Here is a 15,466-nt window from a genome sequence, read left to right as displayed (position 1 = left end):
CCGGAAAAACCCGGTGCGGTCGGCCCTTCCGGAGCCGTAAGCTGTATCGGCCATCTTTACGCCTTACCGGAGCCCCCTCCTCCCGGGAGCCGCTCCGGCCCCTCAGCGGAGTCCCACGTGCCCAGCCCCTACCGCGCCCTCTTCGCCGCCCCCGGCACCAAGGCCTTCTCCAGCGCCGGGTTCCTCGGCCGCATGCCGCTGTCGATGATGGGCATCGGCATCGTGACCATGGTGTCCCAGCTGACCGGGCGGTACGGCCTCGCGGGCGCCCTGTCGGCGACCGTCGCGCTGTCCGCCGCGGCGATCGGGCCGCAGATCTCCCGGCTGGTGGACCGGCACGGCCAGCGCCGCGTGCTGCGGCCCGCGACGCTGGTGTCCCTGGCCGCCGTCGCCGGGTTGCTGCTCTGCGCGAAGTTCGAGGCGCCCGACTGGACGCTGTTCGTCTTCGCCGCGCTGGTCGGCTGCGTGCCGAGCGTGGGCTCGATGATCCGGTCGCGCTGGGCCGTCCTGTACCGCGGCACTCCGCAGCTCCACACCGCGTACTCGTTCGAGTCGGTGGTGGACGAGGTCTGCTTCATCTTCGGACCGATCATCTCGATCGGCCTGTCCACGGTGTGGTTCCCCGAGGCGGGACCGCTGCTCGCCGGCGCCTTCCTCGCCGTCGGCGTCTTCTGGCTGACCGCCCAGCGGGCCACCGAACCGGTGCCGCACCCGCGCGAGCACCACACCAAGGAGTCGGCGCTGCGCTCCGTGGGCCTGCAGGTGCTCGTCCTCACCTTCGTCGCGACCGGCGCGATCTTCGGGTCGATCGACGTGGTCACCGTGGCGTACGCGGAGGACCAGGGCCACAAGTCCGCGGCGAGCCTGGTCCTCGCCGTCTACGCGCTCGGCTCCTGTCTGGCCGGCGCGGCCTTCGGGCTGCTGCACTTCAAGGGGGCGCCCGCCCCCCGGTGGCTGCTGGGTGTCTGTGCGATGGCCGTGAGTATGATCCCGCTTCAACTGGTCGGGAACCTTCCGTTGCTGGCCGTGGCGTTGTTCGTAGCGGGCCTCTCCATCGCACCGACAATGATCACGACGATGGCCCTCGTCGAGCAGCACGTACCACGCGCGAAACTGACCGAGGGCATGACGTGGGTGAGCACAGGACTCGCGGTGGGCGTCGCGCTCGGCTCCTCCGCGGCCGGCTGGGTCATCGACGCCGCGGGTCCGGAGGCGGGGTATGCGGTGCCGGGGGTCTCCGGAGCCGTCGCGGTCGCGGTCGGGTTCCTCGGGTACCGCCGGCTGAAGAGGCCGGTGCCGCAACAGGGAGGGACCCATGAGCACGGGCACGGGCAGCGGGAAGAGCACAGCGACGTGGCGTAACTGGGCGGGCAACGTCACCGCACGACCGGCCCGGGAGGTCACCCCCGCGTCGGTCGGCGAACTGTCCGCCGCCCTGCGCCGGGCCAAGGAGGACGGCCTCAAGGTGAAGCCGGTCGGCTCCGGGCACTCCTTCACGGCGGCCGCCGTGACCGACGGCGTCCTCATACGCCCCGACCTGCTCACGGGCATCCGCGGCATCGACCGTGCGGCGGGGACGGTCACCGTCGGGGCGGGCACCCCGCTGAAGCGCCTGAACGCGGCGCTGGCCCGCGAGGGCCTGTCGCTCACGAACATGGGCGACATCATGGAGCAGACCGTGTCCGGAGCCGTCAGCACCGGCACGCACGGCACGGGCCGCGACTCGGCCTCGATCGCCGCCCAGATCACGGCACTTGAACTGGTCACCGCGGACGGCACGGTCCTGACCTGCTCCGCCGAGGAGAACCCCGAGGTCTTCGCCGCGGCCCGGGTCGGACTCGGCGCGCTCGGCGTGATCACCGCGATCACCTTCGCCGTGGAGCCGATCTTCTTCCTCACGGCCCGCGAGGAGCCGATGACCTTCGACAGGGTCACCGATGACTTCGACGCGCTCGTCACCGAGAACGAGCACTTCGAGTTCTACTGGTTCCCGCACACCGGCAACTGCACCACCAAGCGCAACAACCGCAGCCCAGGGCCGGCGGAGCCGCCCGGCAGGATCAGCGCCTTCGTAGAGGACGAACTGCTCTCCAACGGCCTCTTCCAGGTGGTCAATTCCCTCGGCCGCGCCGTCCCCGCGGCCATCCCCGGCATCGCCAGGATCTCCAGCAAGGCGCTCTCCGCGCGTACGTACACGGACATCCCCTACAAGGTCTTCACCAGCCCGCGCCGCGTGCGCTTCATGGAGATGGAGTACGCCGTCCCGCGCGAAGCCCTCGTCCCCGCCCTGCGCGAGCTGCGGGCGATGATCGAGCGCTCGCGGCTGCGGATCAGCTTCCCCGTGGAGGTCCGCACGGCACCCGCGGACGACATGGCGCTCTCCACGGCCTCGGGCCGGGAGAGCGCCTACATCGCCGTCCACATGTACCGGGGCACGCCGTACCAGGCGTACTTCACGGCCGCCGAGCGGATCTTCACCGCGCACGAGGGGCGGCCGCACTGGGGCAAGGTGCACACGCGCGACGCGGGGTACTTCGCCGAGGCGTACCCCCGCTTCGGCGAGTTCACGGCCCTGCGCGACCGCCTCGACCCGGACCGCCTGTTCGGCAACGCCTACCTGCGGCGGGTCCTCGGCGACTGAACCCTCGCTCTACGGAGTGGGTGTCCCGCCCTGCGGGGCGCCGTCGTCCGTGCCGGTGCCCGTGCCACTCGACGGAGTGGGCGCCGGGGGCGGCGTGGGCGTCGGGTCCGTCTTGGAACCGTCGTCTCCGGAGTCGTTGCCCTGGTCCTTGTCGGGGTCCGTGCCGGTGCCGGTGTCCGGGTCGTCCTTGGAGCCGGAGTCATTGCCGTTCCCGGTGCCGTTACCCGTGCCGTTGCCCGGGGTGGGGGTACCGGTCCCGTTCGGGTCCTGGGTGGCGCCGCCGTCCTTCCCCGAACCGTCGCCCGTCTCCGGAGTGCCGTTGTCCGAGGGCTGCCCGGAGGGTTCGACGGAGGGCGTGGACGGCTTCTCCGGAGAGGAGTTGCGGCCCGAGATGCCGTTGCCGATCGTGGTGCCCTTGCCGCCGCTGAGGTCCTTCCCGGAGACCACTTCGTACGTGGTGATCCCCGCCATGGCGACTCCGAAGACGACGGCCGCGGCGATCACCGGCCGCTTCCAGCTGCGGATCTGCGAGCGGTGCGTGGTGCCCTCGGTGAACTCCTCCGACGGGAGCGGCGGTTCGAAGGAGGGCGCCGGGTCCTGGCCCGTGGCGCGCAGTACGCGCGTGGCGTCGTCCCGGGGCACCAGCTGCGTGGCGTCCAACTCCGCGGGGTTCACCGAGTCGAGGAGCTGGGTCCTGTCCGCGTCGGGCTCGAGCCCGGCCGCCACGGAGGGCAGCACCGTCGTGGGATCCGCGTCTCCCGCCGTGGGCAGCACCGTGGTCGCGTCGGCGTCGACGTTGGCGTCGGTGCCCGCGTCGGTCGGCTGTGGTCTCCCCCATGTCGTGGTCACGGGGCCCGTCGCGCCGACGGCTCCCTTATAGGCGGCTGTTCCGCCCGTGTAGGGGGCGGTTCTGAACGTCTCGGGCACCTGCTTCGCCGCCGGCACCGGCACCTGCCGCGCCCTCGGCTTGGCCTGCACGGTGACGTCACGTATCTGCTCGCCCGTACGCTTGAAGAAGTGCTGGAAGACGGTGCCGCCACAGGTCGCGATCGCGCTGACGACACCGGCGCCGAGGATCGTCCCGTAGACCCCGAGGTTCGAGGCGAGCTTCGCCGCCACGACCGCGGCGATGGCGCTGCCCGCCACCTGCGGCACGCTCAGATCGAGGCGCCGCTTCTCCTCCGGCTCCTCCTGGTCCTTCGACTCCTTGCCGGAATCCGGCTTTTCACGCATCTCCGACCCTTGCCTGCTTTCTCGCTGTTCTCAACCTTTTCTCGGCCGACTACACGAGACAGGGACGTATGGGCGAAGCGATTAGTTCCGTTTCTGCCTTTTCCGTGAAGTGCGCCACGCGCACGCGGGCGCGGCAGGGCGGGGCGACCGCCAACTCCCTTCCGCCACGAGAACTTCGGCGGCGCGGCGGTCCACCCGCGTGGCCCGAATGGAGTACTGTTGCGAGCCCTGGGTCCGGTCTCCCGCCAGGGTGCCCGGGGCCTTCCAGAACCGCCGGGTGGGGGGCTGGCCGCACAGGGTGGCGAAGGTCGTCACTTAGCGTTGCAAAATGGTAACCGTGCCATAACGGCGATCCAGGGCCCCTGCCCGACACGCCGGGCAACTCGGCAAGGTTGTGGCAGGCTGCACCCGGGCAGGCCACACTCGACTAGCGGAAGCAGCGACGCACGTGACGTCGGCAGGCACCACCCGGGAGGTCCCCATGCCCGAACTGCGTGTCGTGGCCGTCAGCAACGACGGCACACGGCTGGTGCTGAAGGCTGCGGACAGCACGGAGTACACGCTTCCGATCGACGAGCGGCTGCGTGCGGCCGTCCGCGGCGACAGGCCCCGACTCGGCCAGATCGAGATCGAGGTGGAGAGCCACCTCCGACCGCGCGACATCCAGGCGCGGATACGGGCGGGTGCCAGCGCCGAAGAAGTGGCCCAGCTCGCGGGCATCCCCGTCGATCGCGTCCGCCGCTTCGAAGGACCCGTGCTCGCCGAGCGCGCCTTCATGGCGGAGCGCGCCAGGAAGACGCCCGTGCGCCGCCCCGGTGAGAACACCGGCCCCCAGCTCGGCGAGGCCGTGCAGGAGCGGCTGATGCTGCGCGGCGTCGACAAGGACACCGTCCAGTGGGACTCCTGGCGCCGGGACGACGGCACCTGGGAAGTCCTCCTCGTCTACCGCGTCGCGGCCGAGCCGCACTCCGCGTGCTGGACGTACGACCCGCCCCGGCGGCTCGTCCAGGCCGTGGACGACGAGGCGCGCTCGCTGATCGGCGAGACGGACGACATCTCCGCGCCCGAGCCCAGCTTCCCGTTCGTGCCGCGTATCGCGCGCCTCCCCAGGGACCGGCCCGCGGACCGGCCGCTCGACCGCGCCCTGGACCGTCAGCTGGACCGCCCGAGCATCCCCGCCCCGCCCGCCGACCCCGCCGAGGAAGGCACCGGGGCCGGTGGCGCGGTCGCCGAGCAGGAGCGCGACTCCCTGACCAGCCTCCTGGAGGCGGTGCCCAGCTTCCGCGGCGACATGGTCGTGCCCGAGCGCCCCTCGGCCGCGACCCCCACGGAGCTGCCGCCGCCCGCCCAGGACGAGCCCGAGCTGGAGCCGGACGCCGAGGAGCCCCCGGCGGCGTCCGCCGGTGCCGGCGCGGCCTATGCGGACGTCCTCATGCCGCGCTCGGTGGCGAGCCACCGCGACCGGCTCGTCGGCTCCACGGACCGCCAGGCCGAGGCCGACGGGGTGCGGCCGGGCCGCCGCGCGGCGGTCCCCAGCTGGGACGAGATCGTCTTCGGCACCCGCCGCAAGAAGCAGGAGTAACCGTCGGACGGCCATGGTCCCCGCGCCCTCCGGGTGCGGGGACCGGCCGCTTCCTACTGCGGGTCGGGGCCCGTCGCCACGGGCCGCGAGGGGTCGGCCGACCACTCCGACCACGAGCCGACGTACAGCGCGGCCGGAATGCCCGCCACCGCGAGGGCGAGCACCTCGTGGGCGCCCGAGACGCCCGAGCCGCAGTAGACGCCGACCTCCGAAGTGCCGGACGTGCCGAGCGCCTTGAAGCGGTCCGCCAGCTCGTCGGCCGACTTGAAGCGGCCGTCCGCCGCGACGTTCTCCGTGGTCGGCGCCGAGACCGCGCCCGGGATGTGGCCGGCCACTCGGTCGATCGGCTCGACCTCACCGCGGTAGCGCTCGGCCGCCCGGGCGTCCAGGAGGAGACCCGAGCGCGCCAGGGCCGCGGCGGACTCCGCGTCCAGCAGGTCCTTGCTGTTGGGGGCCGGCTCGAAGGACCCTTCGACCGGAGCCGTGCCGGCACCCTGCTCCAACGGGCCCGTCCAGAAGCCGATGCCGCCGTCGAGGACACGGACGGACGCGTGCCCCGTCCAGCGCAGCATCCACCACAGCCGGGCCGCCGCCCAGTTCTGGCCACCGTCGTAGACGACGACATCACGGTCCTGGGAGACCCCGGCCGCCCGCATCACGGCACCGAACCGGTCCACGTCGGGCAGCGGGTGCCGACCACCGGCGCCCGCGGGACCGGCCAGGTCGGCGTCCAGATCGACGAAGACAGCCGACGGAATGTGCCCCTCCTCGTATGCGGAGCGCAGGGAGCCCTCGTGCTGCCAGCGGACGTCGAGCACGACAGGCGGATTCTCGCCCGCCAGCTCGCTCGCGAGTTCGGATGCGGAGATGATGGCGTTCATGGCCCCATCCTTGCGCACGGGGTGGCCGTCCCGCCAAGGTCCGGCTACCCTGCCCGCCGGATGCCGCCTGACCACGGGGCGTACGGAACCATGCACACCCTGTTCGGTTGATGGTCACCGGCGCACGGTTACGTGTTCACGGATGAGAAGCGGGAAATCGGGCATCTACCGCGGGAAGCCGGACAGCGCGGCGCCGTCGGGGCGCGTGAGGCGGCAGGCGGTGCGAGCATCTGCACGGGCACGGGTCCGCGCGGCATCGTACGCGCATTCGAAAATGAAGCTGAGCGGTCGCACGAAGACCGAGGAGAGGTTGACGATGACCGAGGCGCGGGCGAATGGGGTCTCCCCTGAACAGAGCTCGTCGGAACAGAGCTCGTCGGAGCCCTTCGGGAAGGTCCGGCGGGACGGTGCGTGGACCGGCCTGCGGGACAAGCCCGGAACGCCCTGCTGGGTGAGTCTGATGACACATGACCTGCGCGCGACCCAGGAGTTCTACGGGTCACTCTTCGCCTGGGAGTTCCGGCCGGGCCCGCAGCAGCTCGGCCCGTATGTGCGGGCCCTGCTCGACGACCAGGAGGTGGCGGGCATCGGCCAGCTGCCCGCGGGACGGCAGCTGCCCATCGCCTGGACGCCCTATCTGGCCACGGACGACGCGGACGCGACGGCGGAGGCGGTGCGGCACTGCGGCGGCACGGTCGGCGTCGGTCCGCTCGACGCGGGCGAGGCAGGGCGGCTGGTCATCGCGTCGGACCCGATGGGCGCCGTGTTCGGCGTCTGGCAGGCGGCGGCCCACCTGGGCACCGCGGTGATCGGCAGGCCCGGCACGCCGACCTGGAACGAACTGGTGACGCTGGAGACGGCGAGCGTCGTCAAGTTCTACCAGCGCGTCTTCGGCTGCACCGTGGAGGCCGTCGTCTCGGCCGACTTCGACTATGTGACGCTGTGCGTGGACGACCGGCCGGTGGCGGGCGTGCACGGCGTGGGCCAGGCACTCCCCCGCGACCGGGGCCCGCACTGGATGACGCACTTCGCAGTGGCCGACGTGGACGAGGCGGTGGAGCGGGTCGTCGACCTCGGCGGCCAGGTCATCAGACCCGCCTGGGCCGGCAACTACGGCCGGATGGCGACGGTCGCCGACCCGGACGGCGCGACCTTCACTCTCGTACGCTCACACACGGACGGCTGAGTCGGGCGCGGCGGCCGCCGTGTCGACCGGCAGCACGTCCGGCGACAGGGCTCCCGCACGCGCGGTCGCCGCCGTCGTCCTGCGCCGGTGATGGCGGCGGCACAGCACCTCGTACCCCACCTCGTCCGCCGACTGGTTGACGTCGCCGACGACGACCTGGGCGCCCTCGACGACCATCTCGCCGCCTATGGTGCGGGCGTTGTGCGTGGCGCGGGCGCCGCACCAGCAGAGCGCCTCGACCTGGAGGACCTCGACGCGGTCGGCGAGTTCGACCAGGCGCTGCGAGCCGGGGAAGAGCTTGGAGCGGAAGTCCGTCGTGATGCCGAACGCGAAGACGTCCAGGCCGAGGTCGTCGACGACCCTCGCGAGCTGGTCGATCTGGTCCGGCGCCAGGAACTGCGCCTCGTCCGCGATCACGTAGTCCGCGCGGCCGCCCTGCGAGAGGTGGTCGACGAGGTGGGCGTAGAAGTCGAAGTCGTCCGCGGCCTCGACCGCGTCGGTGACGAGCCCCAGGCGGGAGGAGAGCTTGCCCTCGCCCGCGCGGTCGTCCCGCGTGAAGATCATCCCCTGGAGTCCGCGTGCTGAGCGGTTGTGCTCGATCTGCAGAGCCAGCGTGCTCTTTCCGCAGTCCATCGTTCCGGAGAAGAACACCAGCTCGGGCATGGGGGGTCGAAGACCTTTCGAGGCTTGGGGAGGGAGGGTGGACAGGGGGCGGTCAGGAGCGTACTTCGAGGAGCGGGACGAGCTGCTCGACAGGGGTCATGGAGCCGTGCATACCGACAAGGGCGGACTCCTTGGGCTCACGCTCGGAGGCAATGATCGCCACGTCCGCGTGGGCCGCCGCGACCACATCGCCGATGCGTCCGTACACACGTTGATCAATGTGTGGACCGAACCAGCCCGCGGCGATCGCCTCGTCACGTCCGGCCACCCAGAACTGCTCGCCGAGGACCTCGCGCCAGACCGTCAGGACGTCGTTCTCCGCACCCGGCACCGCGTAGACATGCCGGGCGCGCCCTTCGCCGCCGAGGAGGGCGACGCCGGCGCGCAGCTCCCAGTCCGCGTCGAAGTCGATGCGGGACTCGTCGTCGAAGGGGATGTCGAGCATGCCGTGGTCCGCGGTGACGTACAAGGCGCTGCGCGGGGGCAGCTGCTCGGCGAGGCGCTGGACCAACCGGTCGACGTACATGAGCTGGCCGCGCCAGGCGTCGGAGTCGACACCGAAGCGGTGGCCCTTGCCGTCCACTTCCGCGTAGTACGTGTAGACCAATGAGCGGTCCCCGGCGGCCAGTTGCTCCGCGGCGAGGTCCATGCGGTCCTCTCCGGAGACCCTGCCCCGGAAGGAGCCGCCGCTCAGGGCGACCTTGGTGAGCGGGGTGTGCTCGAAGGTCGGCGAGGAGACCTGCGCGGTGTGCACACCGGCGTCGTGGGCCCGCTGGAAGACGGTGGGGTACGGCTGCCACGCGTGCGGGTCGGTCCATGGATTCCAGCGGAGCTGGTTCATCAGCTCGCCGGTCGCGGGATCGCGGACGGTGTAGCCGGGCAGGCCGTGCGCGCCGGGCGGCAGGCCGGTGCCGACCGAGGCGAGCGAGGTCGCGGTGGTGGCGGGGAAGCCCGCGGTGACGGGCCGCCCGGTGCCGCCGCGCGAGCTCTGCAGCAGCGAGGTCAGGAAGGGTGCCTCGTCCGGGTGCGCCCTGAGCTGCTCCCAGCCGAGGCCGTCGATCAGGAAGACGCAGTTCCGGTCGGCCGGGGCGAGTTCGGGGATGACGGGCGTGAAGCCGTCGACGCCTTGATGGGCGACGAGCGTCGGCAGCAGGTCGGCCAGCGAGCCGGCGCCGTACGCGGGCACGGGGGCGGTGTCGAGGGCGAGCGGTTGCACGTCGTCCCAGGCGGGCAGCGACATCAGCGGGCGGTGTCCGCGGTCGCCTCGGACAGGGCCTGGGCGAAGGCGAGGGTCTGCCGCACGGCGTCGGGGCCGTCGCCCGCCTCGCTGACGCGCAGGCTGAGGTCGTCGGCCGTCGAGCTGCCCGTGTACCCGTGGTCCGCCTCGCAGTTCGGGTCGCCGCAGGCCGCGGGCTCCAGGTCGAGGCGCGCCACGGCGCCCCAGCCGATGGTCAGGACGACCTCGCGGGGCGGGGTTCCCGGAACGTACTTCTCGGGGTTGGCGACGACGCGGCTGACCACGACCGAGGAGATGCGGCCGATCTTGACCGACTCGGTGGAGGTCGTCGCGTACGGCGCGGGGGACGTGCTGTCCGCCGCCTGCTCGTCGGTGTGGCTGACGATGAAGCGCGTGCCGGTCAGGACGAGGACGGTGACGTGCCTGCGCACTTCGTTGGCGTCGAACGTGGTCTCCTGGTGGACCAGGTACGACCCGATGGCCTCGCCGCCGATCGCGGCCTCCACCGCCTCGGCCACGAGGGCCGGGTAGTAGCCGCTGCGCTCGATCGCCGCGCGCAGCCCCTGGGTCGTCGTACCGGTCTTTGCCATGCCGTCCATCCTACGGCCCGGCGCGGGGCGCACGGTGCCCCGCGGCCTCAGTACCCGGGAAGGGTGCGCGGGCCGAGGTCGTCGCGGGCGGGCGGAGGCGCGAGCCGCACCGAGGCGTCGAGCACGGACAGGCCCCGCTGGGCGACGACCACGGGCTCCAGGGAGACGGTGACCACTTCGGGGTGGTCGTCGACGAGCCGGGAGACCCGCTGGAGCAGTTCTTCGAGTGCCGGGGTGTCCACGGGCGCGGAGCCCCGCCAGCCGAACAGGAGCGGCGCGGTCCGGATGGACCTGACCATGGAGCCCGCCTCGCGGTCGGTGACCGGGACGAGGCGGTGGGCGGTGTCGCCGAGCAGTTCGGAGGCGGCGCCCGCGAGGCCGAACGAGAGCACCGCTCCGGCGGCCGGGTCGATGACCGCGCGCACGACGGTGTCCACGCCGCGCGGCACCATGCCCTGCACGACGGGACGCAGCTCGGCGGGGCTGCCGAAGGCGTCCGTCAACTCCTGGTACGCCCGGCGCAGTTGCTCCTCGTCGGCAAGGTCGAGGCGCACCCCGCCGAGGTCGGCGCGGTGCCGCAGGTGCGGGGCCGTGGTCTTCAGGGCGACGGGATAGCCGAGGGTGCGCGCGGCCTCCGTCGCCGCGTCGGGACCTGGGGCGGGCAGGGACTGTCGTACGCGGATGCCGTAGCGCCCGAGCAGTTCGTGGGCGTCGGCCGGGGCGAGGGTGAGTCCGCGCGGGTCGCCGTCCTCGGCGAGCAGCTCCGCGATGCGGTCGGCGGCCCCGCTCTCGTCGATGTCGTCGTACTCCGGCACCCGCCCCGGCTCGGCGGCCTCGCGCCGCCACTGCGCGTACTTGACGGCTTCGGAGAGGGCACGGACGGCCCGCTCGGCGGCAGGGTAGGCGGGGATGCGGTACTGCTCGGAAGCGGGTGGCGGCTCCTCCGGGGTGTCCGGGGCGTCCGCGGTGTCCGGTGCGTCGGATGCGTCCGGTGCTTCGGATGTGTCCGGTGCGGCTTTCTCGGTGGGCGGCCGGCTGGTGGGCGGCGCTGGGGCGTCGGGACGGGTGCTTGCGGCGGCGGCCAGCGCCTCGGCGAGCCCGCCGAGCTCGACGTGGACCACGGCGACGGGCTTCGCGGGGCAGCCCGCGGCGGCGGCCCGCAACTCCGTGGCCAGCGTCTCGGGATCGGTGGCTGCCCCGTCCTCGCCCACCCAGGGGATCGCGTTGACGATCACCGCGTCGCAGCCGTCGTCCGACAGTGCGTCGGCGAGCGCGGCACGGAAGTCGGCCGGGGTCGCCGCCGTCGTGAGGTCGCAGGGCGGCAGCGGCCGCAGTCCGTCGGCGACGCAGGCGTCGTACGTGAGGAGGCCGAGGGACTCGGAGTTCCCGAGGATGCCCACGCGGGGTCCGGAGGGCAGTGGCTGCCCGGCGAGCAGCAGCCCCGCGTCGACCATCTCCGTGACGGTGTCGACGCGGATGACGCCCGCCTGGCGCAGCAGTGCCGAGACGGTGGCGTGCGGCAGGCGGGTGGCCTGCACGGCGTGGCCGGTCGGCGTGATGCCGCTGTGCCGGGCGCCCTGGACGACGACGAGGGGCTTGGCGGTGGCCGAACGCCGCGCGAGGCGCGTGAACTTGCGCGGGTTGCCGATGGTCTCCAGGTACATCAGCGTGACATCGGTGTCCGGGTCCTCGAACCAGTACTGGAGCAGGTCGTTGCCCGACACGTCCGCGCGGTTGCCGGATCCGACGAACGTGGAGAGGCCCGCGCCCCGCCGGTGCAGTCCGGACAGCAGGGCGATCCCGATCGCGCCGGACTGGGTGAACAGGCCGATCCGCCCGCGCGCGGGTGACTGCGGGGCGAGTGAGGCGTTGAGCCGTGTCTCCGGAGAGGTGTTGATGACGCCGAAGGCGTTCGGGCCGATGATGCGCATGCCGTAGGACCGGGCCTGGCGCACCAGTTCGCGCTGCCGCTCGCGGCCGAGTGGGCCGCTCTCTCCGTAGCCCGCGGAGAGCACCACGAGGCCGCGCACGCCGCGCTCACCGCACTCGGCTACGGCCTGGGGGACGCGCTCGGCGGGCACGGCGATCACCGCGAGGTCCACGGGCTCCTCGATGGCCGCTACGGAGCGGTGCGCGGGCACCCCGTCGACGCGGGCCCCCTCGGGCTCCTCTTCGAAGGCGCTGTTCACCGCGTACAGGCGTCCGGTGAAGCCGGACTCCCGGAGGTTGGCCAGCACGCTGCGGCCGACGCCGCCGGGGGCCCGGCCCACGCCGATCACCGCGACCGAGCCGGGGGTGAGGAGGCGCTGCACGGACCGTCCCTCGGCGCGCTGTTCGCGGGCGCGCTGCACGGCGAGCGAGCGGGCGGTCGGCTCCAGGTCGAACTCCAGGCGTACGACGCCGTCCTCGAAGCTGCGCTTCTGCTGGTAGCCCGCGTCCGTGAACACCTTGATCATCTTGGTGTTGGCGGGCAGCACCTCGGCGGCGAAGCGCCGGATGCCGCGCTCCCTGGCGACGGCCGCGATGTGCTCCAGGAGCGTGGAGGCGACGCCGCGGCCCTGGTGGGCGTCCTGCACGAGGAAGGCGACCTCGGCCTCGTCCGCGGGCGCGCTGGCGGCCATGCCGCGCTCGTCGATGCGGTCGTAGCGCACGGTGGCGATGAACTCGCCGCCCACCGTGGCCGCGAGGCCCACCCGGTCCACCTGGTCGTGGTGGGTGAAGCGGTGCACGTCCTTGGCGGACAGCCGTGGGTAGGGCGCGAAGAAGCGGTAGTACTTCGACTCGTCCGAGACCTGTTCGTAGAAGCTGACCAGGCGGTCCGCGTCCTCGGCCGTGATGGGCCTGATCCGGGCGGTGCCTCCGTCGCGCAGCACCACATCGGCTTCCCAGTGGGAGGGGTAGTCGTGCCGAGTCTGCTGATCCGACGGGGTCTGCATGGGGCCAGGGTACGGGTCGCGCGGCCGTCGGGGCCGGGGCAAGCTGGGACGGGTCGAGGGCGGCCGGGGCCCCGGACGCGGGTCCGGCGGAGCACCCGTGACGGCATGAGACACTGGTCTAGACAAGTGTGAGACACCTGGAAGGGCAGCAACACATGGCTGAGCGCCGCGTCAACGTCGGCTGGGCCGAGGGCCTTCACGCCCGACCCGCCTCCATCTTCGTCCGTGCGGCCACGGCCGCCGGCGTCCCCGTGACGATCGCCAAGGCCGGCGGCAACCCCGTCAACGCCGGCTCGATGCTCGCGGTGCTCGGTCTGGGCGCCCAGGGCGGCGAGGAGATCGTGCTCGCCTCCGACGCCGAGGGTGCCGACGCCGCTCTCGACCGCCTGGCGAAGCTGGTCTCGGAGGGGCTCGAGGAGCTTCCGGAGACGGTCTAGGACACGTTTCCCGCATTACGTGGATGGGGTCGCCCGGAATTCCCGGGCGACCCCATCGACGTATGCGGGCGTATCCATTCGAAGAAATAGCTTTCTTCTTGTATACGGAATATACGGAGCCTCCGTTAATTCCGGAGGCTCACTGTGTTTACGGCATGTTGCGAATCGCTCACACGGGCGGCCCTGCGTGCGGGGCGCAATCGGTGGGCGGCCGCGGCCCGTTCGGCGTGCGCGGCGGTGAGCGCCTTGGCCCGCTCCGGGTCCTTGCGGGCGACCGCGTCGAGGATCGCGGCGTGCTCCGACCAGGATTCGCCGGGCGCCGCCGGGGTCTCCACGACGTACATCCAGGCGATCTTGTGCCGGAGCTGGGTGAGCAGCGCGCTGAGGCCGGGGCTTCCGGAGGCCTGGGCGAGCGTCTCGTGGAACCAGCCGCCCAGGGAGCGCAGATCCTCTCCCAGGCCGCCCCTGGAGCGCTCCTGGCCCAGCCTGACGAGCCCGCGCAACACCTTCAGGTGCGCGTCCGTGCGGCGCTGCGCGGCGCGCGCCGCGGCGAGCGGCTCGAGCAGCGTCCTGACCTCAAGGAGGTCGGCGGCCTCCTGCTCGGTGGGCTCGGCGACGCAGGCGCCCGCGTGCCTGCGGGTGACGACGAAGCCCTCGGCCTCCAGCGTGCGCAGGGCCTCGCGCACGGGCACCCGGGAGACGCCGTAGCGGCGCGCGAGGAGTTCCTCGGTGAGCCGGCCGCCCCTTTCGTGGACACCGGCGACAATATCGTCCCGAATGGCCGTGCATACCGAGTGCGCGGGCACGCGCATGATCGGACCTCCGCCTTAATCCCCGCGAAACGCGGTCGACCGACGCTCATTCAGTGACTCTATTGCAGAGCACCGGAATTTCCGACGGCGGGCCGGAATCCATGGATATCTTTTGGCCAAGAGCGGAACGGGCCAGGGCCATGGGCGGCGCGAGGGCAACGCGAAAGCCCCGGCTCTGGGCGAGCCGGGGCTTTCGGAGCTGTGCGGGGGGGCGTCCGTCAGACGTTGACACCGTGCGAGCGGAGGTACGCGACCGGGTCGATGTCCGAGCCGTACTCCGCGCCGGTGCGGGCCTCGAAGTGGAGGTGCGGGCCGCTGGAGTTGCCGGTGGAACCGGAGAGGCCGATCTGCTGGCCCGGGGTGACCGTCTGACCCACGGTGACGCCGAGGGACGACATGTGGCCGTACTGGGTGTACGTGCCGTCGTTCATCTTGATGACCACGTTGTTGCCGTAGGCACCGCCCCAGCCGGCCTCGACGACGGTGCCGGAGCCGACCGCGTGGACCGGGGTGCCGGACGCTGCGTGGAAGTCGACGCCGGTGTGGCTGCCGGAGGACCACATGGCGCCACCGGTCTGGTAGCCCGTGGAGACGTACGAGCCGCTGATCGGGGAGACGTAGGTGTTCAGGCGCTTGCGCTCGGCCTCGCGGGCGGCGCGCTCCTTGGCCTCGCGCTCCTTCTTGGCCTTCGCCTTCGCCTCGGCGTCGGCCTTGCGCTTCTCCTCGGCGGCCTTCTTCATGGCGGCCTCTTCGGCCTGCTTGGCGGCGGCCGCGTCGTCGGCGGCCTGCTGCTGCGCCGCGGCCTGCGCGTCGATGCTCGCGGCGAGCGAGTCGCCGACGGATATCGCCTGGGTGAGGCCGGTGTGCTCCATGGCGGCTTCGTCGGGGGCGGCGAGCGCCGGGGCGGCGAGGCCGCCGATGACACCGGTGGTGGTGAGCGCCGCGACACCGGCGACGTTCGCGGTGGTACGCGTGAGGCGGCTCGGACGACGGTGCTTCCCGGTGGCACGGGTGAACGCCATGTGGCGGGTGATCCTTTCCTTCCTTCTCGCCTACCGGGTTAGCTGACGGGTTCGGAGCAGGAAGGTCTCCTACGGATCCCTCACCTCGCGGCAAGGTGCCCGATTCACCCCAGGGGACATGTGGGTCCCCGGCTCCCCTGGCTCGCGCCGTACGGGGACTCGGCGATGACTGTCCGGTGCCGCGGATGCGGCGTACTGCGCGACGAACAGCCGGGTCGACGCTAAACGCGCCGACTTCAATCGACA

The 15,466-nt window shown here is 72.3% G+C and carries 13 protein-coding genes and 1 riboswitch; of the genes, 5 read left to right on the top strand and 8 right to left on the bottom strand.

Annotated features, from left to right (window positions below; genetic code table 11):
• Positions 1-117 precede the first annotated feature (117 nt).
• Complete coding sequence (locus ACZ56E_RS14705) at positions 118-1,362, top strand: MFS transporter (RefSeq protein ID WP_471214264.1); 1,245 nt, start codon at positions 118-120, stop codon at positions 1,360-1,362.
• The gene (locus ACZ56E_RS14700; protein ID WP_471214262.1) at positions 1,316-2,641 is read left to right on the top strand and encodes a D-arabinono-1,4-lactone oxidase; all 1,326 of its coding nucleotides are present in this window, start codon (positions 1,316-1,318) and stop codon (positions 2,639-2,641) included. The genes ACZ56E_RS14705 and ACZ56E_RS14700 overlap by 47 nt, the downstream gene beginning before the upstream one ends.
• A 9-nt stretch (positions 2,642-2,650) precedes the next feature.
• Here ACZ56E_RS14700 and ACZ56E_RS14695 read toward each other — a convergent pair whose 3' ends face one another.
• The gene (locus ACZ56E_RS14695) at positions 2,651-3,874 is read right to left on the bottom strand and encodes a hypothetical protein (RefSeq protein WP_471214260.1); all 1,224 of its coding nucleotides are present in this window, start codon (positions 3,872-3,874) and stop codon (positions 2,651-2,653) included.
• 481 nt (positions 3,875-4,355) lie between these two features.
• Here ACZ56E_RS14695 and sepH point away from each other — a divergent pair, with 481 nt between their 5' ends.
• Entirely contained in the window at positions 4,356-5,456 is a 1,101-nt protein-coding gene (gene sepH, locus ACZ56E_RS14690) for a septation protein SepH (protein WP_471214259.1), read from the top strand.
• Positions 5,457-5,509: 53 nt separating this feature from the next.
• On the opposite strand, the gene ACZ56E_RS14685 is transcribed toward sepH, so the two are convergent.
• Complete coding sequence (locus tag ACZ56E_RS14685) at positions 5,510-6,337, bottom strand: sulfurtransferase (RefSeq protein WP_471214258.1); 828 nt, start codon at positions 6,335-6,337, stop codon at positions 5,510-5,512.
• Positions 6,338-6,797: 460 nt separating this feature from the next.
• Here ACZ56E_RS14685 and ACZ56E_RS14680 point away from each other — a divergent pair, with 460 nt between their 5' ends.
• On the top strand, positions 6,798-7,523 hold the full coding sequence (locus ACZ56E_RS14680) for a VOC family protein (protein ID WP_471214256.1): 726 nt from the start codon (positions 6,798-6,800) through the stop codon (positions 7,521-7,523).
• On the opposite strand, the gene ACZ56E_RS14675 is transcribed toward ACZ56E_RS14680, so the two are convergent.
• Genes ACZ56E_RS14675 through ACZ56E_RS14660 form a run of 4 tightly spaced genes read right to left on the bottom strand, consistent with a single transcriptional unit; the run spans position 7,506 to position 12,949 of the window.
• A complete protein-coding gene (locus ACZ56E_RS14675; protein ID WP_468602783.1) occupies positions 7,506-8,186 on the bottom strand; it encodes a thymidine kinase in 681 nt (226 codons plus the stop codon). The two genes, ACZ56E_RS14680 and ACZ56E_RS14675, sit on opposite strands and share 18 nt — an antisense overlap.
• Before the next feature lie 52 nt (positions 8,187-8,238).
• Positions 8,239-9,426, bottom strand: coding sequence for an alkaline phosphatase family protein (locus ACZ56E_RS14670; protein WP_468602785.1), 1,188 nt, complete (start codon positions 9,424-9,426; stop codon positions 8,239-8,241).
• Positions 9,426-10,013 carry a DUF5998 family protein gene (locus tag ACZ56E_RS14665; RefSeq protein WP_468602787.1) on the bottom strand — a complete coding sequence of 196 codons (588 nt, stop codon included), beginning with the start codon at positions 10,011-10,013 and terminating at the stop codon, positions 9,426-9,428. Before ACZ56E_RS14665 ends, ACZ56E_RS14670 begins: the two co-directional genes overlap by 1 nt.
• A 47-nt stretch (positions 10,014-10,060) precedes the next feature.
• Positions 10,061-12,949, bottom strand: a complete 2,889-nt coding sequence (locus tag ACZ56E_RS14660; protein ID WP_471214254.1) for a bifunctional acetate--CoA ligase family protein/GNAT family N-acetyltransferase — start codon at positions 12,947-12,949, stop codon at positions 10,061-10,063.
• A gap of 155 nt (positions 12,950-13,104) precedes the next feature.
• Between ACZ56E_RS14660 and ACZ56E_RS14655 the strand changes: the two genes are divergently transcribed.
• Entirely contained in the window at positions 13,105-13,386 is a 282-nt protein-coding gene (locus ACZ56E_RS14655) for an HPr family phosphocarrier protein (RefSeq protein WP_362992734.1), read from the top strand.
• Positions 13,387-13,511: 125 nt separating this feature from the next.
• Here the strand turns inward: ACZ56E_RS14655 and ACZ56E_RS14650 are convergent, their stop codons facing one another.
• Both ACZ56E_RS14650 and ACZ56E_RS14645 read right to left on the bottom strand, forming a co-directional pair.
• Positions 13,512-14,198: a GntR family transcriptional regulator gene (locus tag ACZ56E_RS14650; RefSeq protein WP_471214253.1), complete on the bottom strand. Its 687-nt coding sequence runs from the start codon at positions 14,196-14,198 to the stop codon at positions 13,512-13,514.
• A 218-nt stretch (positions 14,199-14,416) separates the two neighbouring features.
• Entirely contained in the window at positions 14,417-15,220 is an 804-nt protein-coding gene (locus ACZ56E_RS14645) for a M23 family metallopeptidase (protein WP_471214252.1), read from the bottom strand.
• A gap of 12 nt (positions 15,221-15,232) precedes the next feature.
• Positions 15,233-15,395, bottom strand: a riboswitch (cyclic di-AMP (ydaO/yuaA leader).
• Between the last annotated feature and the right edge of the window lie 71 nt (positions 15,396-15,466).

It is taken from the genome of Streptomyces sp. NPDC039480 (assembly GCF_055597165.1).
The sequence above is the reverse complement of the archived record's forward strand: the minus strand, read 5'-3'. Positions and strand labels throughout refer to the sequence as shown.

Bases quoted from the DNA above. Each gene is read 5' to 3' on its own strand.
- ACZ56E_RS14680 (WP_471214256.1), top strand. From the start codon at position 6,798: ATGACACATGACCTGCGCGCGACCCAGGAGTTCTACGGGTCACTCTTC.
- ACZ56E_RS14665 (WP_468602787.1), bottom strand. From the start codon at position 10,013: ATGGCAAAGACCGGTACGACGACCCAGGGGCTGCGCGCGGCGATCGAG.
- ACZ56E_RS14685 (WP_471214258.1), bottom strand. From the start codon at position 6,337: ATGAACGCCATCATCTCCGCATCCGAACTCGCGAGCGAGCTGGCGGGC.
- ACZ56E_RS14655 (WP_362992734.1), top strand. From the start codon at position 13,105: ATGGCTGAGCGCCGCGTCAACGTCGGCTGGGCCGAGGGCCTTCACGCC.
- ACZ56E_RS14695 (WP_471214260.1), bottom strand. From the start codon at position 3,874: ATGCGTGAAAAGCCGGATTCCGGCAAGGAGTCGAAGGACCAGGAGGAG.
- ACZ56E_RS14660 (WP_471214254.1), bottom strand. From the start codon at position 12,949: ATGCAGACCCCGTCGGATCAGCAGACTCGGCACGACTACCCCTCCCAC.
- ACZ56E_RS14700 (WP_471214262.1), top strand. From the start codon at position 1,316: ATGAGCACGGGCACGGGCAGCGGGAAGAGCACAGCGACGTGGCGTAAC.
- ACZ56E_RS14645 (WP_471214252.1), bottom strand. From the start codon at position 15,220: ATGGCGTTCACCCGTGCCACCGGGAAGCACCGTCGTCCGAGCCGCCTC.
- ACZ56E_RS14650 (WP_471214253.1), bottom strand. From the start codon at position 14,198: ATGCGCGTGCCCGCGCACTCGGTATGCACGGCCATTCGGGACGATATT.
- ACZ56E_RS14675 (WP_468602783.1), bottom strand. From the start codon at position 8,186: ATGCCCGAGCTGGTGTTCTTCTCCGGAACGATGGACTGCGGAAAGAGC.
- sepH (WP_471214259.1), top strand. From the start codon at position 4,356: ATGCCCGAACTGCGTGTCGTGGCCGTCAGCAACGACGGCACACGGCTG.
- ACZ56E_RS14670 (WP_468602785.1), bottom strand. From the start codon at position 9,426: ATGTCGCTGCCCGCCTGGGACGACGTGCAACCGCTCGCCCTCGACACC.